The following is a 25,239-nucleotide window of genomic DNA, read 5'->3' on the forward strand; positions in this document are numbered from 1 at the left end:
AACGGACACGCTTGAAAACCAAGAGAAAAGTAATACAAAGAAAAAGAGTGTAGAGAAATTTTCGGGTTTCTCTACACTCTGACTTTTATACATAATTGTTTACGAGTATTACTTTATTTACTTTGAAGTTTTATTTTTTCAACTAAGAAATTTAAGATAACATGCGCTGCAATTCTACTTGTCATATCTCGGAAATCAATCGTAGGATCAAGTTCGACGATATCCATTCCAGTGACTTTAGGATGTGCTGCTACATAACAGATTCCATCTAATAAAGTAGCACTATCCATTCCTCCCGGTCCAATTGCAGGACAACCAGGAGCGAAGGCTTGATCTAAAACGTCCATATCAAGACTAATATAGATTGAGTCTACTTTTGATGATAATTGTTCTAGGCTATCATTAATTATTTTTGAGATTCCTAGTTCACGAACGTCACGCATTGTATAGATAGTTATACCATGTTCAATCCCATATTCAGTATAAGGGGAGCTATTGGAAAAATTTCTAATTCCAATTTGAACTAAATGTTCACCATTTAATATTCCTTCATCAATTAAACTACGGAAAGGTGTTCCGTTTGATCTGCCACCATCTTCGGTATTTCTTAAATCGTGATGTGCATCGAATTGGATTACGCCAACAGTTCCTCTTTCTTTTGCAAATGCTGAGATACTTGGAAAACTGATCCCATGATCCCCACCAAGAATAATTGGAATTGTATCATTATACTGATTTAAAAGGTTAGAAATGGTGTCTTTTATACGATTTCGTGATTCTTCAAAATCAGTCACGTGCATTGTAATATCACCAAAATCTGTTACTTCATGTTCCTTTAAATCAATTTGATCTTCTATATGATACGTGCTATAACTACTCAGCATTTTTCGAATGGAAGCAGGTGCGAAACTTGCTCCAGAGTGACTTATTGAAGTTTTCGAAAGTGGTACTCCAATAATTGAGAAATTTGAAGCATCAGTACCGTTCCACGGCTTAATGATTTCATTAGCCTTTGTTACATGCTGATCGATAAACACTGCATCTCCAGCTTTTTTAAGAAATGACAGTGACATCGTGCTCACCTCTACTTACTACTAACTTACCTTTTTTATATACGGATTCTACATGATTTACACCGAAATGGTAAGGTACATACGTATAGTTCGGTACATTCCAAACAACAACATCCGCTTGACGACCAACTTTTAACTTACCAGCCTGTTCACCACGATTTATTGCATATGAAGAATTGATTGTAACAGCGTTCCAAATTTCTTCCGGTGTCATTTTTAACTTTAGCATTGCGATCGTCATAATTAATTGTAAATTTTCTGTTGGACAGCTACCTGGATTAAAATCAGTTGCTAAAGAAACTGCTGCATTACTATCAATCATATTTCTTGCTGGAGCAAATTCGGGTTTATTTAAATAAAATGTTGTTCCTGGTAGAATAACTGCAATTGTTTCACTCTTACCAAGCAATTCCACACCTTTTTCAGATGCCCCACATAAATGATCGGCAGAGATAGCGCTAATTTCAGTCGCCATTTCAGTTCCACCTAGTGGGTCGATCTCATCCGCATGAATTTTTACAGAAAATCCTTTATCTTTTGCTTTTAATAAAAATTCTCTTGATTGCTCAACTGAGAAAACACCAGTTTCAGCGAAAATATCAACAAATTCTGCAAGCTCTTCTTGCTTAATGACATCTAATAGTGAAAGCATTTTATCTAAGAAAGCTTCTTCATTGCCTTTATACTCTTTTGGAACAGCATGTGCACCTAAAAACGTTGAAACAATGTCCATATCGTGTTCATTTTGTAGTTCTTTTGCGACTCTTAATTGTTTAAGTTCAGTTTCTTCATCTAATCCATAGCCACTTTTTGCTTCTACAGTCGTTACCCCAAATGAAAGCATACGATTTAAATGATGAATTGTTTTGTTTTTAAGTTCCTCATGAGAAGCTAATTTCGTTTGGCTTACGGTAGAATGAATTCCTCCACCCATTTCTAAAATTTCTAAGTAAGATGCACCTTGTAATTTTAGGCTTACTTCATGCTCACGTGATCCTCCAAAGACCACGTGAGTATGAGGATCCACTAATCCTGGTGTAACTAGTTTCCCTTTACAATCAATTACTTCTGCTGCACTAATTTCTACTTCGTTCATTTGACCAATATAAATAATTTGGCCATCTTTCCAAGCAATCTCAGCATTTTCGATGACTGGTAAATTACTCATTTCTTTTCCGTGAATTGGACCATTACCATGATCCATCGTCAGTAATTGACCAATGTTCGTTAATAAAATATCTGCTTTCAATTTGTTCACCTACTTCATCATTGGAATATTAACGCCTTTTTCTTTCGCAGTTTCAACAGCTAAGTCATAGCCTGCATCAACGTGTCGAACAACACCCATACCTGGGTCTGAAGTTAATACTCTTTCAATACGTTTTGCAGCTGCATCCGTTCCATCAGCAACAATTACCATACCCGCATGTAAAGAATAACCCATTCCAACTCCACCACCATGGTGTACGCTTACCCAGCTTGCGCCGTTTACTCCATTAATTAGTGCATTTAAGATTGGCCAGTCAGCTACAGCATCACTGCCATCTTTCATGCTTTCAGTTTCACGATTTGGAGATGCAACTGATCCACAGTCTAAGTGATCTCGACCAATTACGATTGGAGCTTTTAATTCGCCATTTTTAACCATTTCATTAATGATTTTACCGAATTTTGCACGCTCGCCATATCCTAACCAGCAAATTCTTGAAGGTAATCCTTGGAATGCTACTTTCTCACGAGCCATACGAATCCAATTACATAAATGTTCATTATCTGCGAATTCGCGTAAGATCACTTCATCAGTTTTGTAGATATCTTCTGGATCTCCAGATAAAGCTACCCAACGGAAAGGACCTTTTCCTTCACAAAATAATGGGCGAATAAATGCTGGTACGAATCCAGGGAAATCAAATGCATTTTTAACTCCCTCATCAAATGCAACTTGGCGAATATTATTACCGTAGTCAAATGTAATTGCTCCGCGTTGTTGTAATGCTAGCATCGCTTCAACATGGACAGCCATACTATGTTTAGCTTGCTTAATTAATTCATCAGGATTTTCAGTACGCATTTTTTTCGCTTCTTCTAAAGTCATCCCAATTGGTAAATAACCATTTAATGGATCATGAGCAGAAGTTTGATCTGTCACTAAATCTGGTACGAAATTGCGTGCGATTAATTCAGGTAAAATTTCAGCTGCATTTCCAACTAATCCGATTGCTAGTGCTTTTCCTTCATTTTTCGCTTCAGTTGCAAGTTGTAATGCCTCATCTAAAGAATGAGTTAGCACGTCACAATATCTTGTATCGATACGACGTTGAATTCTAGTTTCATCAACATCAATTCCGATTACAACTCCACCATTCATTGTTACTGCTAATGGCTGAGCTCCACCCATACCACCAAGACCTGCAGTAAGTGTGATTGTTCCTTTTAAACTACCACCAAAATGTTGTTTAGCAGCTTCTCCAAATGTTTCATACGTACCTTGAAGAATTCCTTGAGTACCAATGTATATCCAGCTTCCTGCAGTCATTTGACCGTACATCATTAAACCTTTTTCATCTAACTCACGGAAATGCTCCCAAGTTGCCCATTTTGGAACTAAATTTGAATTAGCTAATAATACCCGAGGTGCATCTTCATGTGATTTGAAAATTGCTACTGGTTTACCAGATTGAACTAATAAAGTTTCGTCACTTTCTAAATTCTTTAATGATTCAACAATCGCATCAAAACTTTCCCAGTTTCTTGCCGCTTTTCCGATTCCACCATAAACAACTAAATCTTCTGGTCTTTCTGCTACTTCTTCATCTAGGTTGTTTAATAACATACGAAGAGCTGCTTCTTGTACCCAACCTTTAGTATTTAACTCTGTACCTGTTGGCGCTTTTAATGATCCTTTTGTGATTTCCATTTTTATTCCACCTTTTCTTATATTTGTTTTTGTTTTGTATAATTTTCTGTTAAGAAATTCTCTTTTAAATAAGTAGTTAACTTTTCAATGTCAGTTGAGAATACACGGTCCTTCGTTATAGAAGGAACAGTTTTACGTGCATCTTCCATAAATTTTCTAGTTATATCAGACATTTTTTCAACGCCCTTGTATTCAACGCCTTGCATCGCACAAATACACTCAATTGCTAAAACTCTTCGTGCATTTTGTAAGATTTGATAAGCATGACGAGCACCAATTGTTCCCATACTTACATGGTCTTCTTGATTTGCTGATGATGGAATTGAATCTACACTCGCTGGATGAGCTAATGTTTTATTTTCAGAAACTAAAGCAGCAGCAACATATTGCATAATCATTGCACCTGATTGTAATCCTGGTTCAGGACTTAAAAATGCAGGTAGATCATTTAATTGTGGGTTTACTAAACGCTCAATACGTCTTTCAGAAATATTCGCTAATTCAGCAATACCTAATTTAATGAAGTCCATTGCAAATGCAATTGGTTGACCATGGAAGTTTCCACCTGAGAATACATCATCACCGAATAATAACGGATTATCTGTTGCAGCATTCATTTCGATTTCTAACTTTTCTTTTACATAATTAAAAACTTGCCAACTAGCTCCATGAACTTGTGGGATACATCTTAATGTATACGCATCTTGAACCCTTATTTCACCTTGTCTTGTTGTTAATTGACTTGACGATAAAATATTTCTGTAACGTTCAGCTACCTCGATTTGTTCTTTAAAGCCACGAGCACGATGAATTCTCTCATCAAATACATCTGTGATTCCTTGAAGAGCTTCAAATGTAATTGAAGAAATTAATTCGCTTTGGTAAGCAAACTCTTCTGCTTCGATATAAGTAAGAATCCCCATCGCCGTCATTGCTTGTGTACCATTAATTAATGCCAATCCTTCTTTTGCTTCTAAAGTAATTGGTAATATACCTTCTTTAGCTAAAGCTTCAGCAGTTTCCATTCGTTTTCCTTTATAGAAAACTTCACCCTCGCCAAGTAAAACTAATGCAAGATGTGATAACGGTGCTAAATCCCCACTTGCTCCTAATGAACCTTGCGATGGAACGACTGGATGAATATGAGCATTGATTAATGAAAGTAGTTTTTCAACGACGATTAATCGAACGCCTGAATGTCCTTTTAGCATCGTATTTGTACGAAGAACTAACATTGCTCTTGAAACTAACTCAGGAAATGGTTCACCAACCCCACATGCATGTGAAGCGATTAGATTGTATTGAAGTGCTGACACATTTTCTTTTGCAATAAAAACATCACTAAATTTTCCAAAACCAGTTGTGATTCCATAGACAACTTCACCGTTATTTACGATTTCTTCAACTTTTTCTCTACATACTTTTACAGAATGTAAACTATCCTCACTTGCATTTACATAAACATTTTCGAATAAAATTCTTTTCATTTGATCCATTGTTAAACTATTACCAGTTAACGTAACCATTCTAGCACCTCCAAATTTGGTTAAAAAAACGCAGAAAGAGGCTATGTAACGTATTCATACGTAACATAGCCCCCTATCATCTAAAAAAACTATGGGCAATTATATGTGATTGATACCTAAACCTGCCGATTCATGCTCTGAACCTTTAATTGGCGCGCCTATTGTACCGTATAAAGCAACTGCAATCCAATCACCTTCATTGGCATTCTTATAAGGCTTACCTCTAACAACAGCAAACCTAAGTCCAACTGTTCTTAAAACATCACCTAATTGAACATGACCTCTAGTGACTCCCTGAATTGCTTCAAGAATCGCATGATATAACGAATGGACTTCTCTATACAAAGCTCCATTAATTACACCGTTTTGTTTGGCAGCGGTTTCAATTGCAGCTACAACTTTTTGAGAATCCATTGTCCCAACTTTACCTACACACCAAACGACGTTTTCATTTTTCATAAAATCTGATTCATTTTCAGTCAAAGCAAGCATCATTGCTGTTCGACCTATACGCTGACTTTGCTCTGCCATTAGCTATTACCTCTTATGCTTTTTCTCTAATAAACTAGTATCTGTAATAAGTATATGCTAATTATTAGTAAACTTCAATATTTTCAGATTATTAATTTTAAAAACTTCACAGGTTTTCATTCACCTGTGAAGTTTATGCTGTTGTTATCTTAATTTTCGTTTAAGGATTTTCCCTGTACTATTCTTTGGTAATTCTTTTACAAAATGAATCTGTTTAGGAACTTTATAGTGAATTAATTCTTTTTTGCAGAACTCGATTAAATCTGCCTCAGTCACGGTATCGTCTGAAACAATTAGATATGCACAGACTGATTCTCCAACCAACTCATCTGGTTTCCCAACTACAGCTGCTTCAATGACTTTTGGGTATTGATATAATCTTTCTTCAATCTCGCGTGGATAAACATTATATCCATTTGTAATGATCACATCTTTTTTTCTATCTAATAAAAACAAGTAGCCATCTTCATCTTTTTTACCAAGATCTCCAGTTTTAAACCATCCATTCACGAATGCTTTTTCTGTTTCTTCCAATTTATTTAAATAACCGCTCATTATATTAGGTCCAGTAGCAACAACCTCTCCAACTGTACCTCTTTCAACTTCATGACCATTTTCATCAAAAATTTTCGTTTCAACGCTTGGTAAGTCGATTCCAACCGAACCAGGTTTACAAATGCCACGATATGGATTAAATGTTAAAACCGGTGCAGTTTCGGATAGTCCGTAACCTTCTACAATAAGTAGATTATATTTTTTCTGAATTGACTGCAGCAATTCAATTGGTATGGAAGCACCACCTGAAATACAAGCTCTCATACTTTTAAAATCTTCTGATGAAGCGGTATTTATTTGATTTAAGTAATTATAAATTGTTGGTACTGCTGCCATTAAAGTAGCTCTTTCTTTCCGAATGATTTCAACTAATTCGGTAGGATGAAACTTTGGAATAATTATGATTGTTGCTCCGTTTAATAAAATCATATTGACACAAAGTGTTAGGCAAAATGAATGAAACATCGGTAGAACAGCAATCATTCGGTCAGTTTCATTCAATTCAATCATTTTTGAGAAATCTTTTGCATTTTCGATTAGATTTGAATGTGATAATACCGCACCTTTTGGATGCCCAGTCGTCCCTGATGTATAGAGAATAACAGCTGGATCGTTTTCCTCATATACAACGTTTTGTGTATGATTATTGATTCTATTCATTTGTTGTAACTCATTTATTAATAAGTATTTCTTTAAAGACTTAATTTCTTTTTGAACGTTCACTAATTTTTCCTTTTGTGAACTTGTTGTAATAACTAGTTTAGTAGAAGAATCATTTAAAATATAACTAATCTCACTCTCTGTAAATGCTGGATTCAATGGAATGACAATAGCTCCAAGTTTCAAAACAGCCAAATATGATTGAATAAATTCTGGGGAGTTCCCTAGTAATAAAGCGACTTTATCCCCTTTTTGCACTTCATTTCCGACCAAAATTTCAGCTATATCATTAATTGAACTTAAAAGTTGTTCGTAATTGGTCTTGATTCCATTACAACTATATGCAATGTTTTTACTTTTGGTTTTAGCTATTTCAGCAATCAAATTATATAGATTCATTATTTATCCATTCCTTAGTGTTGTTTCTTCGATAGTATTCTTAATGATAGTTTAACACTTTTTTAGACATGAAAAAAGTTAGATACAATTCGCTCTAACTTTAAGCTAATTCATACAGTTTTTGACTTAACTGTTTTTATCATTAATATATTACACCTTCGCAAATGACCTTTTCGGATAGATTTTCCATTGGATCTATAAATAATCTCTTAAATCTTTGTTGTTCTTATAAATTCGATAATGCATAGAATTAGTTAGAATCTAATTAAGGAGGATTTTACTATTGTCCATACTTTCAATCATCCTTCAAAGTTTGCTGATCTTATACTATGTCTTTTCTGGTGCTGCAAAGATTTTAGGTGCCAAATATTGGAGAGAAATATTCGAACACCTTAAATTAGCTCAATGGTTTCGTGTCTTCACAGGTTTTGTTCAATTAGCTGGTGCTGCACTTCTTATCATCGGTTTTTGGGTAACAGGAGCCGTCGCATGGGCTGGTATATGGCTTGGAATTACGATGCTACTGGCTTGTATCATGCATGTTAGGGTCAAAGATCCTTTTGGTAAAACGGCACCAGCCTTAGTTTTTGCTGTTTTAAATATTCTTCTAGTCATCATCAATGCAAACGATATTTTTTAGGTTAAAAAGCACTAAGCAATTTATAATCGCTTAGTGCTATTCTTTATTTAATAATAGCGGTTTTTTAATTAGGGTTTAAACAACTTTTCCAATCTCACTAGGATTACTTGATTTACGAAAAATTGATTTTTTCTGACTAAAAGCTACAATTATAAAGCTGACAATTACTAGTAAAAACCAAGAACTAATTTTTCCTACATGCACAATTTGCCAGTGAGCATTTTGATCCGGATACTTCCACGCCCCAAAAAATGTTGCAATATTTTCTGCAATCCATATAAATAATCCAATTAGAAAAAAAGATAAAATTAATGGCATTCTCAATATGGTCGAATTTATTTTAAATTGAACTGTAGATGTAAAAAAGATGAACGGCAACATTAAAATTAAGATCCATCTTAAATCGTAAAAATAATGGTGAGTAAAGAAATTCAAATAAATAATTCCTCCGAATAGTAATACCATAATAGGATTCGGATAATTTAATAATTGAACACTTAACCTTTTCCACGCTTGACATAAATAGCTTCCGACACTTGCATACATAAAACCACTATATAATGGTACTTCCATTATTTTTAAATAAGAATGCTCCGGATACGACCAGGAACCCATTCGGACCTTAAAAATTTCCAAGCAAAGTCCGATGAGATGAAATATACAAATCATCAAAAATTCATGTTTCGTTTCATATTTAGTTAAGATAAAAATGATTTGAATTAGGACACAAACAATAAATATAAAGTCATATCTTGGTAAATGTGGTATCGAAATTACTTTTGAAAAAGCCAAAGTACAAAATATTAAAACTGGAAAAAGACAAGATAACGCTTCTTGTAATGTGAATTCCATTAAGAGTTTAATATAAGATAATTTTTTTATTTTAGTCGCCATATTCGTTTCCCTATTTCTCTTTTAATTTTACAAATTAACAAATTTTAATGTTATAATTTTGATACTATCATATCATATTTAGTTAGAAGGTGAAATGTATGGCGCAACCGATCATCAATGATAAGACAAAAAAATCAATAACTAAATTCGGGGTTGTTTTAGCACTAATTGGTGCCAAATTCAAGCTAATATTGCCACTATTAAAAGCTGCAAAATTCTTGTCATTTTTAAGTATGATCTTATACTTGTTTGTTTATGGCTTTACCTTTGGTTGGTATTTTGCATTTGCAATTGTCTATTTATTAATCTGTCATGAAGGTGGACACTTAATTGCTGCAAAACGAAAAGGGCTGCCTACCTCCCCTGCATTTTTTATCCCATTTGTAGGAGCAGTTATATCATTGAAAGAAATGCCAAAAGATGCAGTGACAGAGTCATATGTTGCATTTGGTGGTCCACTTTTTGGATTACTTTCAATTCTTCCAGCTATACCGCTTTATCATTACACTCATAATGAATTTTTTGGCTTAGTGATTGCACTTGGGTGTATTTTAAACTTGTTTAATTTAATACCCATTTCACCATTAGATGGTGGAAGGATTTTAAGTGTTTTACCACCTATTTTTTGGTTCATTGGTATTATGATCATGTTTGTTTTTGTTTTCTATCAACCTAGTTTTATCGTTTTTTATATCATTTTCTTAGGAATCACAACTTTTATTCGCCGAATAAGAGAGTCGTTTAAATTAAGAGTAATAAATGAAAAAATTAAACTCTATGAACATACGATAAAACAAATTCAGTTTGGTATTTTAAATCCTCATACTGAAGCCGTCTATCGAGATAAATTTTTCTTTCCTTTTCTTGAGGATCGCAAAAAGTTAGAAAATGAACTTGAGAAAGAACAAGTCGAGATCAACCAATTCATTCGCTCAATCCACTTTCGATACGATGAATTAGAAGGAGATTGGCACAAATACCTTGATAGTAGGGTTGTAGAATTAAGAGATCAAAAAATACAGCCATTCTTAAAGGAAAAAGCAACGTTAGAAACATATTATGTGACAAGCAATCGTACGAAATGGCAAATCTTTTTGGCCTATATAATTTTAGCGAGTTGTTTATCTTTATTAGGCTTCTGGGGCTATAGTTTAATTGAAAATGTACTTATGTAAAAAAGAAGCTATTTTGATTTTTGATCAAAATAGCTTCTTTTTTCATCGTAAATTGACAAGATTTTAATACAAATTAGATCTTTCAAGTAGTTTCTTAAAAATGTTTATCGATTCATAAAATAATTCATTATATTCCCCGTGGGATTCTACGCTCCAGCACGTTGATAATACAGCATTAGAAAAACCATAAGAAATGATACGGTTCTTATCTAAACCTAGCTCTTGCACAAAAACATCGATTCGCTCCTCAATGACAGTTAGCAAATCTTTATTTTCTAAATTATTTAATAAAAATTGTATAATATCATATTCTCGTTCACCAATTAACCCTTTCGGATCAATTGCTTTCCAATTTTCTGGACCTGCTTTTAAAATATTGTAATGATGTAGATCCCCATGTAATAAATAGGCTTCAGTTTGAGTGCTGAGTAGCTCATTAAACAAAATAACGGCTTCTTGAATTAAATCGAAGGTTATAACTCCAAGACCTTCGGGATTGGAACGATAAATTCTTTCTAAACTCTTTTGTCTACTTTCTATCGATTGGATCGTTAAAGAATCATTTGCTGGCTTCCATAACTTCTTCATTATTTGTGAAGCAATGCGAACTGCTACTACGTCATCTTCCACCTTAGCTAACGTTTCACCTGGCGTTAATCGTTCTAAAATCAAGATACCTTTTTCAATATCAGAATCAATTAATTTCGCCATGCCATTTCCGTCAAATACTTTCAACGCTTCAACTTCCGCTAAAAATTCATCCGAAGGAATAGAAAGCTTTAAAACAACAATCCTACCATCGTTAAGTTCAGCTGGAGCAACGAAATTATAAGATAGTTCAAATGGTGAAAGGATTTTTAAGTGCCACCGATTTTCACATTCAGTGCAAAGGCTTTCAAAATCTTGTAACCATTTTTCGCCCTTTTCCTTATGAATATCTTTTATTGTTTTTACGAATTTATCTGGCAAGATGATTATTTCATTCTCCCCTTTCTCTAGGATTCTATATAATTTATATCTAATAATTTATATTGTTTTTATTTCTAATGTCCAGTACTTTCATAATGCTTTACCCCATAACACCAAAACCTATACGCTATAATAAAACAACCGATTGCAATGATTGGCGTAATTAGTGCAAGTTTAGAAACCCCATGATTTGCTAAAAAGTAATTAGCAGGATAAAAAGCTGTAAAACCATATGGGATTAACCAGGTTATGATTAGTGTAATGGATTTATGATAAATGGAAACAGGATATCGTGCAAATTCACTTAAGCCAAATACTGATACTACAATTGGTAAACTATCAACCATCCAAAAAGAAAATGTGATGAAAAATAGATTAATTGCCACAAAAATAATTCCACTGGATATGATAAACAAAATAAGAATTGCTATTTTTGCAACTCCCCACTGTATTCCAAGATGATTAGCTGAAATATACATCATAATGATTCCAATCACAAATTGACCTATCCCATCTTGTTGAAATCTTTCAGAAATCACTTGAAACAAGGGATTTACTGGCCTAAGTAAAAGTCTCTCAAAATTACCAGAACGGATATATTGCCAACCTAAAGTCCATAAATTATCAAAAAAGATATGATGTATTGACCTACCTAAAAAAGCAATTGAAAAGATAAACAGTATTTCATAGAAACTCCAACCTTTTAATTCTTGAATATTACTAAAAATAATCTTAAGAAAAACGATACTAATTCCCTGTTGTATGATCGTTGAGAACATACCGATTAAAAAATCTACCCGATATTCAAGCATTACTTTTATATGTTTACTAGCATAATGGAGATATAGTTTTAAGTATCTTTTTAAGTTATTCATGACTACCCTCCAAAAATTGTGATTTTCCGAATCGCAAATAACCAGAGGATACGGAGTAAGGCATACATACTAATTAACCAGAAAATTTGAATTCCAATCGATAAAGCAATATGTGATCCCGAGCTAACTTGACCAGTAAAAATCGTTGTCGGAACATAAACCATCGCCTGAAAAGGTAAGAATTGGCTTACATTCTGAAACCAATGTGGAAATAAACTAATCGGAATCAATGCACCGGAGAAAAATTTAATTATCGCTTCACGCAATACTCTTACTCCCCATACATTTACCGTCCAAAATGCAACAATACCAATCATTAAATCAATTTGTGCTCCAATAAGTGCGCCAATTATGAAACTAACTATAAAATAAAAATAGGTTAAAAAATTCGTCGGAAAAGATAAATCTAAAAATAAAAAAGCAATTACGACAATTGGAATTGTAGCTCTAAAAAAAGCACTAATCTTTGAACCAATGTCTAATGCAATTAATTTATTCAACATATGATACGGCTTAAGTAATTCTAAGACAATACTTCCATCTTTAATTTGCCTTGCTAAACCATCTCCAACACCTGATACATATTGTTCAATAATCATTGCGACAACAATATACGTAAGCATTGTTTTAAAATCGATGCCTTTTATAGAATCATTATGATCATAGACTGCCAGCCAAAAGTAATAAGTAATTAGTAATCGTAAAATAGCCGAACAAGTATCTGCCCAATACCAAGCTGTATATGCAGAATCTACTTTCATTTGTGATTTTGCTAGCTCCCAATATTTGACCATGAGCTAGCACCTCTTTCATACATTTCTTTTACAATCACTTCAATTCCAGGTTCAGTGATTGTGAAATCTAGAACCGAATACCGTGACATAATTTCTTGAATAATATCCGTCGAGGATAACTGTGCATTATTATATGATAATACAAAACTATTATTTTTTCCTTCGACTTTTTCAGCAAATAATTTATCAGAAAGTTTAGGAGGGAGTTGAAATTCTTGTTGTTTTTCAATTTCAATTTGAATCATTCGATTATATTTCACGCTATTTTTTAAGTCGTTTAATTGCCCATCATACATGATGGTACCATGATCGATAACCATTATTCGATGACAGAGCTCCTCGATATCCTGCATATCATGCGTAGTTAAGATAATTGTAGTTTTATATAATTGATTCATATCTTTTATAAATTGACGAATTTTTTCTTTAACAACTACATCTAAGCCAATTGTAGGCTCATCAAGATAAACGATTTTGGGATTATGTAAAAAGGCAGCTGCAAGCTCACATCTCATCTTTTGCCCTAAAGAGAGTTGTCTTACTGGAATTGGTAAAAGTGGTTCAAGATCTAATATATCCTTAAATAATGTAAGGTTTTTTTGAAAATCTTCTTCTTTGATTTCGTAGACGTGTTTTAATAAATCAAATGATTCTTGTACTGGAATATCCCAATAAAGTTGAGTCCGTTGACCAAATACTGCACCAATTGAATAGGCATTACTCATGCGATCTTTGTATGGTACAATCCCATTTACTGTTATATTTCCCTCGTCTGGAGTCAAGACTCCACTAATCATTTTAATAGTAGTCGACTTTCCTGCTCCATTTGAACCTATATAACCTACTATTTCTCCTTCTTTTATATGGAAATTAATATCATTTACAGCCGTTTTAATTTCATATACAGGTTTAAATAATGCTTTAAAAAATCCTCTTAATCCAGGATCCCTTTTAAGAATTCGATAATTCTTTTTCAAATTTGTCACTTCAATCATTTTTTCACCTTCTTACTTTCAAAATATTTTTGGAGAGTTTTGATTCCCTAAATCAATTGCTCTTTTAATGTGTACTCCTCTATTAAACACTTATTCTCATAATCACCTTTTACGTACTGAATAATTTGATCCTTTATATTTGGGAATAAGATGATCTCATTTAATTCATTAATTGGAACCCATTTCACTCCACTTTGATTCGGATCTGGGTTTATTGGCATCGTTGGAACAGCTCCTTCTTTAATAAAACAACGAAACATCAAACTTATTCCATGAACATCTTGATTACGACCAGTCATATGAGGAGCATTTTCTGAAACAAATACTAAATCGCCTACCTCAACTTCCACACCTGCTTCTTCATAAGCTTCTCTCTTTACTGCCTCTTTAATTGTTTCACCAGGTTCTGTTCCACCAGCCGGCAAATTAAAGTGAACCCCGTCTTCATCCGTAAATTCAATTAATAAAATTGAATCGTTTTCAATAATTAATGAACATGCTCTTACACGAATATGATACATTTACATCCCTCCAAATCCAGTGATTATTCCATTATCTAAAATACTGATACAATTTTCAATATATTTCTAAAGTTCTTTTTTTTGTTTTTTTAGCAAGATCTAACTTAATCGAACTGTAGATAAAGATAATAACTGGCACTAATTTGACTGACTTCTGTTACATGTGAGACCCCGCAGAGGTCAAAATGGTAGGCATGCTAATACCGCGACGTCCTGTCGTAACGCATGCATGACCCACATCCTGTGGGCCCAGGAGGCTCAGCGTACGTCCCGCGAAAAGCGAGTATCCTGCAGTGACATCTACAAAATTAAAGAAAAAATTAATTGAAACTGTTATTCGAAAGGTTTAAATGCTTTTAGAAATGTTTTGTTATTTCATTCTGTAATAAAAGAATATGATTGGAACGGAAAAGGCAGGCATGCTAATACCACGACGTCCTGTCGTAACGCATGCATGACCCACATCCGTGGGCACAGGAAGCTCATCGTACGCCCCACGGAAAGCAAGCATCCTGAAGTGGAAGTCTACATAATACAACAAAAAGTTTTTAAAAAACTTCTTTCAAAAAACAAGAGACTTATAACGGTTAATAACCGAAATACAAGTCTCTTTTAAAAACATTTTTTTATAACTTCTTACTTATTCGACTCGACACCCACAAAATAAGTTGAAAAACCAAGTTTTACAATTTCAATTGCTTCATCTATTTCTTCAAAAGAAATATTTAAAGGGGGTAATAACCTAATAACATTAGGCCCAGCAGTACCAACAATTAATCCACTTTCTAAAAATAGATCAACTAATTGATCAACCTGAGTATTCATTTCAATTCCAATCATTAGGCCTTTACCGCGAACATCTAAAATCGTTTGGAATTCATTTTGAATCTCGAGTAATCTCTCAACTAAATAGTTTCCTTTATTTTTAACCGACTCTAAAAATAAATTATCTTTAATAATTTTTATTGTTTCATAAGCACTAGTTACAGCTAAATAATTTCCGCCAAAAGTTGATCCATGAGATCCTAAAGAAAAGGCTGATGCAAGTTTTTTCTTTCCTAATATAGCACCAATAGGAAAACCATTACCTAACCCTTTTGCCAAAGAAATAATATCAGGTTTTAATGGTGTTTGCTCATAAGCAAACATTGATCCTGTTCGACCAATTCCGGTTTGGACTTCATCAATAACGAGTAATAGTTCATGTTTTTTACAAAGAGCTTCAATACTTTTAAAGAAATCTTCATCGCCAACTATTACACCACCTTCACCTTGGATTATTTCTAATATAATAGCCCCAGTGTCTTCTGTAATTTCTGCTTGTAAAGCTTCTATGTCATTATAAGGTACGTATGTAAACCCATTTAACATTTCCCCATAGCCTTCATGGATTTTAGGTTGACCCGTTGCAGCCATTGACCCAAATGTTCGTCCGTGGAAACTTTGTTTAAAACTAATTATATGAGGTTTTCTTGTATATTTTTTAGCTAATTTAATAGCAGCTTCATTTGCTTCTGTCCCACTATTACAATAAAAAACAAATCCATCTTTAAAATTTTCTAATAGCAGTTCTGCCAATTCCTCCTGCTTTTCGATTGAAAAAAGATTAGATACATGCCAAAGTGAATCGATTTGTTCACGTAACGCACTGACTACTTTTGGATGACAATGCCCTAAATTACATACGGCAATTCCACTTAAAAAATCTAAATACTTTTTATTCTTAGAATCATATAGATATGACCCTTTTCCTTTTGTAAAGTTAATTTGTTTCTTATTATAGGTTGGAAATAAATTACTCACTAAAAACAACTCCCTTTGTTAAAACAGTACCGTTGATTTCTCCAGTATCTGTCAAGAAGTTTTCTCCAACAATTGCAACTGAATGAACGTCTCCTAATGCTTCTAAAGCACTTGAAACTTTTGGAATCATCCCTCCACTTATTGTCTTATCTTTAATTAATTTTTCAGCTTCATATTTTGACATTTTTTCAATTAACTTTCCATTTTGATCTAAGACGCCACTAGTATTCGTTATAAAACAAAGGATTTCAGCATTCATAGCTTTTGCAATACTTTTTGCAGCTTCATCTGCATTAATATTATATTTCTGGCCGATTTTATCTACTCCAATTGGAGAAATCACAGGAATATATTGATTTGATAGAAGTAAATCAATTAATTTTTTGTTTACATTCTCTACTTCTCCAACCCATCCTAATTTCCCTTTATCGAATAAAGTCGCTTCTAGCAAAAGATTGTCACAACCAGAAAGACCAATTGCTGATAAATTAAATTGGTTACAAATAATCACTAAATCTTTATTTATTTTTCCGTTCAGTACATATTCAACAATTTCTAAAACCTCGTTTGATGTTTTACGAAGACCATCTACCATTTCTACTGGAATAGAAAATTTTAAAAGTAAATTATTAATTAGCGGACCTCCGCCATGTACAATAATTACTTTTTTACCTGATTTTTGAAGAAGATTTATATTTTCAAAGAATGTATCTGATAACTCATAAATTAAACTACCACCAAGTTTTATGACAACAGTTTCCATAATTGCCTCCTTATGTTCGATAACTCGCATTTATTTTTACGTAATCATACGTTAAATCGCATCCCCATGCAGTTCCAACACAATCACCATCATGTAAATGAACGTCGATATATACAATTTCATTTTGTAATGCAGTTTTTGCTTCATCTTCATCAAATGCAACTGGCTTACTATTATAAAGTACAGTTACTCCATTAATTGCAATATCGATTTGATTAAACTCACCTTTTAAGCCACTATATCCAATGGCACCAATAATTCTGCCCCAATTTGCGTCTTGCCCATATACTGCTGTTTTCACTAAATTCGAACCAACAATCGTTTTAGCAATTTGATTTGCCATTTGCGTATTTGACGCTCCATTCACATTTACCTCTATTAATTTAGTAGCACCTTCACCATCTCTAGCAATCTTTTTTGCCAACTCTTCACAAACTAGTTGGAATGCTAAAGCAAAATGTTCCCAATCAGGGTGATGAATAGTTAATTCATCATGCTCAACTGAACCGTTTGCCATAACTAAAACCATGTCATTCGTAGAAGTATCACCATCAACTGTTATTTGATTAAATGTTTTATCCGTTACATTTTTTAATAAAACTTGTAGCTGACTTGAACTGACTGTTGCGTCTGTTGTAATAAATGAAAGCATTGTTGCCATGTTTGGATGAATCATGCCTGATCCTTTAGCTGTACCTGCAATCGTAATAATTTTTCCGTTCACCAATACCTCGTAGCAAGTATGTTTTGTAACCGTATCGGTTGTTAAGATTGCATGGCCAAAATCCTCACCATCTTCCATTTCATTTCCAACCTTAAGTTCTTTAACTCCTTTCTCAATCATATCCATTTTTAAAAATTCTCCAATTACACCTGTAGAGGCAATCGCTACTAGGTATTCGGGTAAATCAAAATGTTCAGCACACATTGCTCTCATTTGATAGGCATCATTCTCACCCTGTTTCCCAGTACATGCATTTGCACATCCACTATTAACAAGGACAGCTTGAAGTGTATTACTATATGCAATACTTTGTTTTGTAATTCCAATTGGAGCAGCAGGAAATAAATTTTGGGTATAAACTGCAGCTACGGACGATGGTTTATCTGAATATATGACGCCTAAATCTTTTCTTTTATAACGTAATCCTGCATGAACACCCGAAGCATAAAAACCCTTCGGCGAAGTAATCGTTCCGTTTATTTTTTTTATGTTTTTCTCTTTTGTTATCAACTTTCATCTCTCCTTAAGGAAAAAGTGGTGTAAAATGCAATCCCGTTTCTTCAGGAATTTTTAGCATTAAATTCATATTTTGAATCGCTTGACCTGCCGCACCTTTTATTAAATTATCTATTACAGAAATAATTGTAATTCGGTTTGTTCTATCATCGTAAGCTGCATAAATATCACAGAAGTTTGAACCATATACATCTTTTGTACTTGGAATGGTATCTCGTAATCTAACAAAATATGATCCTTCATAACATGATTTATATATTTCTTGTAATTCTTCTGAACTTATTTTTCTTTTTGCAGTCGCGTAGATTGTCGTTAGAATTCCTCTAGTCATTGGTATTAAATGTGGAGTAAATGAAATATAGTTTTGATTTTGATTAATTGAATGTAAAAATTGCTCAATTTCAGGAATATGTTGATGAGTATATAATTTGTATGCAGTTAGATTATCATTCCGATTCATATAATGAGATGTGCTAGATAATCCTTTTCCAGCTCCTGAAATTCCAGATTTCGCATCGATAATAATCGAATTTTCTTCAATTAACTCTGCTTTGACAAGTGGTGCGACTCCTAATATTACCGATGTTGGATAACATCCAGGATTCGCAATTAAATTTGATTTTTGAATTTCCTCTTTATTAAGTTCTGATATTCCATAAGTAAATTGAGAAGTTTTTTCGAAACAAGCATGCTCTTGTTTATACCAAAATTTATATATATCAGGGTCTTTTATGCGAAAATCTCCTGATAGATCAATAATTTGTATAGTAGTATCTTTTAATTGATTGATTAGTTCACTACTTACCCCATGTGGAGTCGCAAAAAATAAAAGATCATTTTCTAAGATTATTCTATTTACATCCCATTTCTGTATAGTCCCACTAACACTTTTATTTAAGTGGGGAAACTGTTCAGAAATATCTTCCCCAAAACTTGAAGTTGAATAAAAATTCATTTCCTTTACATTTGGATGCAACGCCAGCATTCTTATCAATTCAAGACCACTGTACCCAGTAGCACCTATTACACCTATCCTCATACAACATTCCCCTTTGAAAATTTATACTTCTCATTATAATTATGAATAAATATAAAATCAATTGTATTTTTATAAATTTTTAGAAATAAAAAAAGATTAACCATTTTCAAATGATTAATCTTTTCGTAACGTTATTTTTCAAATGTATTCTTTAAGTTAAAATTAAGTACAAATTTCACCAGTAAATTTATAAGTAATATTCAAATATTTTAGCTACCTTTTCTTTCATTCTGTCTTTCCAAGTTAATTTCTTTAAATATTCTGGAGTAATTTCAATGGTATGATTAAATTCATTTAATAAGACTGGCTCTACTTTTTTAATAAATTTCCGATCATAAATATAGCAATTCAATTCATTTGTTAAATGGAATGACCTTGAGTCAAAATTTGTAGTACCAATCATTAAAACTGAAGAATCAATTTTAAGCACTTTCCCATGGAATATCCCATGTTTATAACCATATACCTTAATATCATTTTTCCATGCTTGTTTAATATAAGGTATAGCAGCTTGTTCGACTAAAAGGGCATCTGATTTATGGGAATATAAAATTTTAACATCAATTCCTCTATTAGAGGCATCAATTAACGCATCCCATATCCTCTTGTTATTTGGAATGAAATAAGGCGAAAATACTGTAATTGACTTTTTCGCCTGCTGAAAAAGTTTAACATAATCTTCTTCTATACCAAGTTTAGTGTATGAAATAAACCGATGCTCACTTTCACCGATTTTCTGACTAATTGGCATTACAGCAATCTTCTGGTTTGAATTTTTTCGCCAATCATGAACAAATTGCTTTTCTAAACCATACACTCCACTACCAGCTAATCGAAGCTGAACATCTTCCCAATGTCTTAGTTTCTTATTTTCACTAATATATTTTTTCCCGATATTAAATCCACCTATATAGCCAATTTCACCATCTATTATTGTCATCCGACGATGATTTCGGTTATTAATAGAAGCGAAAAAATAAGAAAGTTTTGGTTTATTAAAATAGGTAAAATGAACTCCATGATCAATTAATGCCTTTTTTTCTTTCCGTTCTAATAGAATTCCGCCTAATCGATCAACTGCATAATAAACTGGTATTCCTTCATCACTTTTTTCTTTTAAAATATCTAAAAATTGATGTGATATTTTATCATTTGAGACTGAAAAGAAATAGATATGCACTTCTTTTTTTGCATTTTTAATATCATCAAATAACTGACGGTAAAATTTCTTCCCATCTGTATGAATTGACAAGTCACTATGCCCGATCGGATAGACTATTGGTTTTTCCGTATAGATATTATTTTTTTTAGCAAAATGCATCTCTATTTCATTTAATGCAAATAAAATAACTAACAAAGATATGATTGTGACTAATGATATAGTAATAAACTTTAATATTTTTCTCATCAAATTCCTCTTATCACTTCGGCATAAGAGTATTTTTTGAAAAAGTTGGTTTAATTATCCAACAAATCGTTAAATAATTACTTTGGTTGCATTCGAATTGCACCATCAAGTCGAATTACTTCGCCATTTAACATAGGATTTTCAAAAATACTTTTCGCTAAATGCGCATATTCTGATGGCTTTCCTAGGCGAGATGGAAATGGTACCATTTTTCCTAATGATTCTCTAGCTTTTTCAGGAAGAATATCAAACATTGGTGTCTCAAAAATACCAGGCGCAATACTCATTACTCTGATTCCATATCGTGCTAATTCTCTTGCAATTGGTAAAGTCATTCCAACAACACCGCTTTTTGACGCACTATATGCAGCTTGGCCAATTTGTCCATCAAATGCTGCAACTGAAGCTGTATTAATAATAACTCCTCTTTCACCAAACTCATTCGGATCATTTTCAATCATTTGTTCACTAACTAATCGAATGACATTGAATGTTCCAACTAAATTTACGTTAATGATTTTTTGGAATGAATCTAGTGAATGAATCCCTTCTTTTTTAATTAGTTTTTCACCAGTTACAATTCCTGCACAATTTACTAAAGCATTTATCGATCCAAATTTCGCTTTCGCATTTTCAAGAGCAGTGCGAATACTTTCTTCAGAAGTTACATCCGTTTTTTCAAAATAAACGGACCCTTCACCTAACTCAGCAACTAAATTATTTGCTCTTTCTTCAGCTAAATCGAAAATTACGGCTTTCCCACCATTTTCAACAATCATTTTAACAGATGCTTCTCCTAATCCTGACGCTCCACCAGTAACAACTGCAACGCAATCTCTAATATTCATCATCAATTCCTCCGTCTATTAGTAGTCTAATCTTTCAATAATAGTTGCATTTGCCATACCATGACCTTCGCAAATAGATTGTAATCCGTATCTTCCACCTGTTTTTTCTAACGCATTACATAACGTAACCATGACCCTTGCTCCACTTGCTCCTAATGGATGACCTAAAGCAATCGCTCCACCAAAAATATTTAATTTTTCAAATGGTACACCAAATTCTTTTTGCCATACTAATGGAACCGTTGCAAACGCTTCGTTGATTTCAAATAAATCAATTTGATCGATTGATAATCCACATTTTTGTAATACTTTATGAGTAGCTTGAATTGGACCTGTTAACATTAATGATGGGTCTGAACCAACTACTGATCTTCCTATAATTCTAAACTTCGGTTTAAATCCTAATTTATGAGCCTTTTCTTTGCTCATTAATAGTAAACCTGCTGCTCCATCACTAATTTGACTTGCATTACCAGCAGTAATTGAACCTGTTTCTTTAAAGACAGGATTTAGTGATGAAAGTCTTTCGATTGATGAATTTTCCCTTGGACCTTCGTCTTTCGTAACTGAAATCAATTCATTATCTTGGTTGTTGATTGATACTGCAACGATTTCATTTTCAAAGTATCCTTGTTTCATTGCCTTTAAAGCTTTTTGGTGACTATTATATGCAAATTCATCTTGTTCTTCACGAGTAATATGCCATTTTTCATTCATACGTTCAGCTGACACACCTTGATTAAATTCGCCAAACATATCTACAAGTTTGTCATTCCATTTTGAACCTTTTAAATTTGAAAACATTGGAACGCGAGTCATACTTTCAACTCCAGCAGCAATGACAATATCCATATCCCCACTTAAAATTGCTTGAGAAGCAAAATGGACAGATTGTTGACTTGAACCACATTGGCGGTCAATTGTAACTCCTGGCACTTCAATAGGAAGGCCAGCTAATAAAGCTGCAACTCTACCAATATCACCAGCTTGTTCTCCTATTTGGGTCACACACCCCATGATTACATCATCAATTTCTTTTGGATTAAATTCATTTCTACTAACTAATGCCTTGAGAACTGTCGCTGCTAGGTCATCGGGTCTTGTTTCACTAAAACATCCACCCCTTTTACCAATTGGAGTTCTCAAAGCATCTACAATAACAACTTCTCTCATAAATTAAATCCTCCAGTTAAATGAATTAGAATTAGTTCAAGCCTAAGTTTTTAGCAATGATTGTTTTCATGATTTCGTTCGTACCAGCATAGATTGACATGATTTGAATATCTCTAAAACGTCTAGCAATCTCGTATTCTTCCATGTAGCCATATCCACCATGTAATTGAAGACATTCAGAAGCAACTTTTTTCCCTAAATCCGTAATCCACCATTTTGCCATGGAAACTTGTTTAACAATGTCACGTCCTTCCATATGCTCTAAAATTAATTTTTCAATGAATGTACGGCCGATTTCAATTTCAGTAGCCAATTCTACAATTTTAAATTGAGTATTTTGAAATTGACCAATCGTTTTTCCAAATGCTTTTCTACTTTTTACATATTCAGTCGTGACTCTAAGCATTTCTTCTGCGGAAACAAGTGCTTCCAGAGCAACTACTAGTCGTTCCTGTTGTAATTTCTCCATTAAATAATAAAAGCCTTTACCTTCTTCACCTAATAAATTCTTCACAGGAACTTTAGCATCCTGGAAAATTAACTCAGCAGTATCTTGACTATGAAGACCTACTTTATTTAATTTTTTTCCTCTTGAAAATCCTTCAGTATCTTTTTCGACTACTAGTAAACTGATTCCTTTATATGAAGGCTGGACTGTAGTATCTGTTTTTACAGCAATGATCACTAGATCAGACATAATTCCATTCGTAATGAACGTTTTTTCACCGTTTACGATATAATAATCACCTTGTTTAACGGCAGTTGTTTTAATATTTGCTAAGTCAGATCCTGCACCAGGTTCAGTCATAGCAATTGCAGAAATATATTCACCAGAAATACATTTCGGTAACCACTCCATTTTTTGCTCTTCATTACCAAAAGCATCTAAATAAGGTACAACAATATCGTTGTGTAAAGCAATCCCTACTAGACTAGATCCAACTTTTTCAAGCTCTTCTATAATAATGACAGAATAACCAAAGTCTACACCTAACCCACCGTATTTCTCGTCAATCCAAGGGCAAAGAAATCCTTCATTGCCTAATTTATCCCAAAATTCTTTCGGAATGATTCTATTTTTTTCCCACTCTTCATAAAAAGGATAAGCTTCTTTTTGTAAAAATTTTCTAAGAGACGTGCGGAATATTTCATGCTCTCTTGTTAAGTAAGAATGTTTCATAATTGGCCTCCTAATAAGTTTTGTTAAATTTAAAACGCTTACAATTCAAAAAATACTAAATATTTTAAATGTTACATCTGTAATTATCATATGATTTTGTAGCGTATTTATCAATGGGCAAAAAAAAAAGAACTGAAAAAACTCAGTTCGTTTAAGGAATTCGGATTGTAATTTTACCAAAATTACTGCCTTCGCCCATATGATGCAACGCTTGAATTACATCAGTAAAAGTATAAGATTTATCTAATACTGGTTTAATTTTATGTTCTTCAAAAAACGCTAGCATTTGCTTAAATTCTCTTGGGCTACCCATCGTTGTGCCTCGAATATCCATATTTTTAAAGAATATTTTAGGTAAAACTGTTTGTGGTACTGGCCCATTTGTTGCTCCATACGTTACGATTCGGCCACCTTGTGCAGTTAAATCAATTAAACGATTAAATGATTCTCCACCTACACCATCAATACTCAGATTTACTAGTCCAAACTCTATTTTTAGTTTTTTATACCAATCTTTTTCACGATAATTAAATCCAGCAACCGCGCCAAGATCTTTTGCTTTTTCAATTTTTTCATTACTACTCGATGTCACGATTACTTTCGCGCCGAATGCAGCAGCAATTTGTAATGCGTATAATGCTACACCACTACCAATTCCCGGAATTAACACGGTTTCATTTTTTTGTAATTGTCCACGAGTAATTAATGCTCGGTATGCAGTTAGAGCTGCTAACGGGATTGCCGAGGCTTCTTCCCAACTTAAATAAGGCGGTTTTTTATGTACATTTTCAATTGGGACTATAATAAACTCAGCGAAAGTACCATTACTTGGCATACCAAGTACATTAAATTGATCTGAATTGATATCGTCTCGGTCACCCCAATTTATACTCGGATTAATGATTACTTCATCTCCAACTGAAAAAGTATTTATTTCATCACCTATAGCATAAATTTCTCCTGCACCATCAGAACCTAAAATTGAGTTTAATTTCATTCCAGGATACATTCCATGTGTAATAAAAAAGTCGCGACGGTTTAATGAAGCGGCTTTTAACTTAATTACTACTTCATTCGATTTCAAAGCTCCAAGTTCAACATCTTCAAATTTTAATGATCCAGGTCCGTTTGTTTCTTTTAAAACATACGCTTTCAAATAACTCACTCCTATTTAAATTTTTTTCTTAAACAGTAAACGTAAATATACTTGAGAGATATTACTATTTAAATAGTAAAAAATGATAAAGATTATATTCCTCTT

At 33.3% G+C, this 25,239-nt stretch carries 23 protein-coding genes; 2 read left to right on the forward strand and 21 right to left on the reverse strand.

From position 1 onward, the window contains the following. Window positions 1-113 precede the first annotated feature (113 nt). From hutG to B7R65_RS01165, 6 genes are all read right to left on the reverse strand, one after another. Complete coding sequence (hutG, locus tag B7R65_RS01140; RefSeq protein WP_088040910.1) at window positions 114-1,073, reverse strand: formimidoylglutamase; 960 nt, start codon at window positions 1,071-1,073, stop codon at window positions 114-116. Next, on the reverse strand, window positions 1,054-2,277 hold the full coding sequence (gene hutI, locus B7R65_RS01145; protein WP_218780386.1) for an imidazolonepropionase: 1,224 nt from the start codon (window positions 2,275-2,277) through the stop codon (window positions 1,054-1,056). The genes hutG and hutI overlap by 20 nt, the downstream gene beginning before the upstream one ends. A 54-nt stretch (window positions 2,278-2,331) precedes the next feature. Further along, the gene (hutU, locus tag B7R65_RS01150; RefSeq protein ID WP_088040912.1) at window positions 2,332-3,990 is read right to left on the reverse strand and encodes a urocanate hydratase; all 1,659 of its coding nucleotides are present in this window, start codon (window positions 3,988-3,990) and stop codon (window positions 2,332-2,334) included. A gap of 17 nt (window positions 3,991-4,007) precedes the next feature. Further along, the gene (gene hutH / locus B7R65_RS01155; RefSeq protein WP_088040913.1) at window positions 4,008-5,516 is read right to left on the reverse strand and encodes a histidine ammonia-lyase; all 1,509 of its coding nucleotides are present in this window, start codon (window positions 5,514-5,516) and stop codon (window positions 4,008-4,010) included. Window positions 5,517-5,615: 99 nt separating this feature from the next. Beyond that, window positions 5,616-6,047: a histidine utilization transcription antiterminator HutP gene (hutP, locus tag B7R65_RS01160; protein ID WP_088040914.1), complete on the reverse strand. Its 432-nt coding sequence runs from the start codon at window positions 6,045-6,047 to the stop codon at window positions 5,616-5,618. Window positions 6,048-6,191: 144 nt separating this feature from the next. Continuing rightward, complete coding sequence (locus B7R65_RS01165; protein ID WP_088040915.1) at window positions 6,192-7,661, reverse strand: long-chain-fatty-acid--CoA ligase; 1,470 nt, start codon at window positions 7,659-7,661, stop codon at window positions 6,192-6,194. A 283-nt stretch (window positions 7,662-7,944) separates the two neighbouring features. Between B7R65_RS01165 and B7R65_RS01170 the strand changes: the two genes are divergently transcribed. After that, window positions 7,945-8,301 (forward strand): DoxX family protein, encoded by a 357-nt coding sequence (locus B7R65_RS01170; RefSeq protein WP_088040916.1) that lies wholly within the window; start codon window positions 7,945-7,947, stop codon window positions 8,299-8,301. Window positions 8,302-8,376: 75 nt separating this feature from the next. On the opposite strand, the gene B7R65_RS01175 is transcribed toward B7R65_RS01170, so the two are convergent. Continuing rightward, window positions 8,377-9,195, reverse strand: a complete 819-nt coding sequence (locus B7R65_RS01175) for a DUF817 domain-containing protein (protein WP_088040917.1) — start codon at window positions 9,193-9,195, stop codon at window positions 8,377-8,379. A 98-nt stretch (window positions 9,196-9,293) separates the two neighbouring features. Here B7R65_RS01175 and B7R65_RS01180 point away from each other — a divergent pair, with 98 nt between their 5' ends. Continuing rightward, window positions 9,294-10,370: a site-2 protease family protein gene (locus B7R65_RS01180; RefSeq protein WP_088040918.1), complete on the forward strand. Its 1,077-nt coding sequence runs from the start codon at window positions 9,294-9,296 to the stop codon at window positions 10,368-10,370. A 63-nt stretch (window positions 10,371-10,433) separates the two neighbouring features. Here the strand turns inward: B7R65_RS01180 and B7R65_RS01185 are convergent, their stop codons facing one another. The 14 genes from B7R65_RS01185 to B7R65_RS01250 form a co-directional block, all read right to left on the reverse strand. After that, window positions 10,434-11,339, reverse strand: coding sequence for an aminoglycoside phosphotransferase family protein (locus B7R65_RS01185; protein WP_179194727.1), 906 nt, complete (start codon window positions 11,337-11,339; stop codon window positions 10,434-10,436). 74 nt (window positions 11,340-11,413) lie between these two features. Further along, window positions 11,414-12,214 carry an ABC transporter permease gene (locus tag B7R65_RS01190; protein WP_088040920.1) on the reverse strand — a complete coding sequence of 267 codons (801 nt, stop codon included), beginning with the start codon at window positions 12,212-12,214 and terminating at the stop codon, window positions 11,414-11,416. Window positions 12,215-12,216: 2 nt separating this feature from the next. After that, window positions 12,217-13,008, reverse strand: a complete 792-nt coding sequence (locus B7R65_RS01195) for an ABC transporter permease (protein WP_088040921.1) — start codon at window positions 13,006-13,008, stop codon at window positions 12,217-12,219. Further along, the gene (locus B7R65_RS01200; protein WP_088040922.1) at window positions 12,987-14,003 is read right to left on the reverse strand and encodes an ABC transporter ATP-binding protein; all 1,017 of its coding nucleotides are present in this window, start codon (window positions 14,001-14,003) and stop codon (window positions 12,987-12,989) included. The genes B7R65_RS01195 and B7R65_RS01200 overlap by 22 nt, the downstream gene beginning before the upstream one ends. Window positions 14,004-14,050: 47 nt before the next feature. Further along, window positions 14,051-14,524 carry an NUDIX domain-containing protein gene (locus B7R65_RS01205; protein WP_088040923.1) on the reverse strand — a complete coding sequence of 158 codons (474 nt, stop codon included), beginning with the start codon at window positions 14,522-14,524 and terminating at the stop codon, window positions 14,051-14,053. Window positions 14,525-15,160: 636 nt separating this feature from the next. After that, window positions 15,161-16,336 carry an acetylornithine transaminase gene (locus B7R65_RS01210; protein WP_256941112.1) on the reverse strand — a complete coding sequence of 392 codons (1,176 nt, stop codon included), beginning with the start codon at window positions 16,334-16,336 and terminating at the stop codon, window positions 15,161-15,163. Beyond that, window positions 16,320-17,090, reverse strand: a complete 771-nt coding sequence (gene argB, locus B7R65_RS01215) for an acetylglutamate kinase (RefSeq protein WP_179194728.1) — start codon at window positions 17,088-17,090, stop codon at window positions 16,320-16,322. Before argB ends, B7R65_RS01210 begins: the two co-directional genes overlap by 17 nt. Window positions 17,091-17,100: 10 nt before the next feature. Continuing rightward, a complete protein-coding gene (gene argJ, locus B7R65_RS01220; RefSeq protein ID WP_088040926.1) occupies window positions 17,101-18,324 on the reverse strand; it encodes a bifunctional ornithine acetyltransferase/N-acetylglutamate synthase in 1,224 nt (407 codons plus the stop codon). 13 nt (window positions 18,325-18,337) lie between these two features. After that, the gene (gene argC, locus B7R65_RS01225) at window positions 18,338-19,369 is read right to left on the reverse strand and encodes an N-acetyl-gamma-glutamyl-phosphate reductase (RefSeq protein WP_088040927.1); all 1,032 of its coding nucleotides are present in this window, start codon (window positions 19,367-19,369) and stop codon (window positions 18,338-18,340) included. A gap of 187 nt (window positions 19,370-19,556) precedes the next feature. Further along, window positions 19,557-20,777 (reverse strand): phospholipase D-like domain-containing protein, encoded by a 1,221-nt coding sequence (locus B7R65_RS01230; RefSeq protein ID WP_088040928.1) that lies wholly within the window; start codon window positions 20,775-20,777, stop codon window positions 19,557-19,559. Window positions 20,778-20,854: 77 nt separating this feature from the next. Then, complete coding sequence (locus B7R65_RS01235; protein WP_088040929.1) at window positions 20,855-21,625, reverse strand: 3-hydroxyacyl-CoA dehydrogenase; 771 nt, start codon at window positions 21,623-21,625, stop codon at window positions 20,855-20,857. Window positions 21,626-21,643: 18 nt separating this feature from the next. Further along, a complete protein-coding gene (locus tag B7R65_RS01240) occupies window positions 21,644-22,798 on the reverse strand; it encodes a thiolase family protein (RefSeq protein ID WP_088040930.1) in 1,155 nt (384 codons plus the stop codon). A 31-nt stretch (window positions 22,799-22,829) separates the two neighbouring features. Further along, a complete protein-coding gene (locus B7R65_RS01245; RefSeq protein WP_088040931.1) occupies window positions 22,830-23,978 on the reverse strand; it encodes an acyl-CoA dehydrogenase family protein in 1,149 nt (382 codons plus the stop codon). 151 nt (window positions 23,979-24,129) lie between these two features. Continuing rightward, window positions 24,130-25,143, reverse strand: a complete 1,014-nt coding sequence (locus tag B7R65_RS01250; RefSeq protein WP_256941113.1) for a zinc-dependent alcohol dehydrogenase family protein — start codon at window positions 25,141-25,143, stop codon at window positions 24,130-24,132. Between the last annotated feature and the right edge of the window lie 96 nt (window positions 25,144-25,239).

This window comes from Bacillus sp. EAC (genome assembly GCF_002156875.1).
Lineage (GTDB): Bacteria > Bacillota > Bacilli > Bacillales > Bacillaceae_G > Gottfriedia.

Coding starts and splice junctions, on each gene's coding strand:
- B7R65_RS01205 (WP_088040923.1), bottom strand. CDS start 14,524: ATGTATCATATTCGTGTAAGAGCATGTTCATTAATTATTGAAAACGAT.
- hutI (WP_218780386.1), bottom strand. CDS start 2,277: ATGGATCATGGTAATGGTCCAATTCACGGAAAAGAAATGAGTAATTTA.
- hutG (WP_088040910.1), bottom strand. CDS start 1,073: ATGTCACTGTCATTTCTTAAAAAAGCTGGAGATGCAGTGTTTATCGAT.
- argB (WP_179194728.1), bottom strand. CDS start 17,090: ATGGAAACTGTTGTCATAAAACTTGGTGGTAGTTTAATTTATGAGTTA.
- B7R65_RS01200 (WP_088040922.1), bottom strand. CDS start 14,003: ATGATTGAAGTGACAAATTTGAAAAAGAATTATCGAATTCTTAAAAGG.
- B7R65_RS01195 (WP_088040921.1), bottom strand. CDS start 13,008: ATGGTCAAATATTGGGAGCTAGCAAAATCACAAATGAAAGTAGATTCT.
- hutP (WP_088040914.1), bottom strand. CDS start 6,047: ATGGCAGAGCAAAGTCAGCGTATAGGTCGAACAGCAATGATGCTTGCT.
- B7R65_RS01240 (WP_088040930.1), bottom strand. CDS start 22,798: ATGAGAGAAGTTGTTATTGTAGATGCTTTGAGAACTCCAATTGGTAAA.
- hutH (WP_088040913.1), bottom strand. CDS start 5,516: ATGGTTACGTTAACTGGTAATAGTTTAACAATGGATCAAATGAAAAGA.
- B7R65_RS01245 (WP_088040931.1), bottom strand. CDS start 23,978: ATGAAACATTCTTACTTAACAAGAGAGCATGAAATATTCCGCACGTCT.
- B7R65_RS01175 (WP_088040917.1), bottom strand. CDS start 9,195: ATGGCGACTAAAATAAAAAAATTATCTTATATTAAACTCTTAATGGAA.
- argC (WP_088040927.1), bottom strand. CDS start 19,369: ATGAGGATAGGTGTAATAGGTGCTACTGGGTACAGTGGTCTTGAATTG.
- B7R65_RS01230 (WP_088040928.1), bottom strand. CDS start 20,777: ATGAGAAAAATATTAAAGTTTATTACTATATCATTAGTCACAATCATA.
- B7R65_RS01180 (WP_088040918.1), top strand. CDS start 9,294: ATGGCGCAACCGATCATCAATGATAAGACAAAAAAATCAATAACTAAA.
- B7R65_RS01165 (WP_088040915.1), bottom strand. CDS start 7,661: ATGAATCTATATAATTTGATTGCTGAAATAGCTAAAACCAAAAGTAAA.
- B7R65_RS01190 (WP_088040920.1), bottom strand. CDS start 12,214: ATGAATAACTTAAAAAGATACTTAAAACTATATCTCCATTATGCTAGT.
- B7R65_RS01235 (WP_088040929.1), bottom strand. CDS start 21,625: ATGAATATTAGAGATTGCGTTGCAGTTGTTACTGGTGGAGCGTCAGGA.
- hutU (WP_088040912.1), bottom strand. CDS start 3,990: ATGGAAATCACAAAAGGATCATTAAAAGCGCCAACAGGTACAGAGTTA.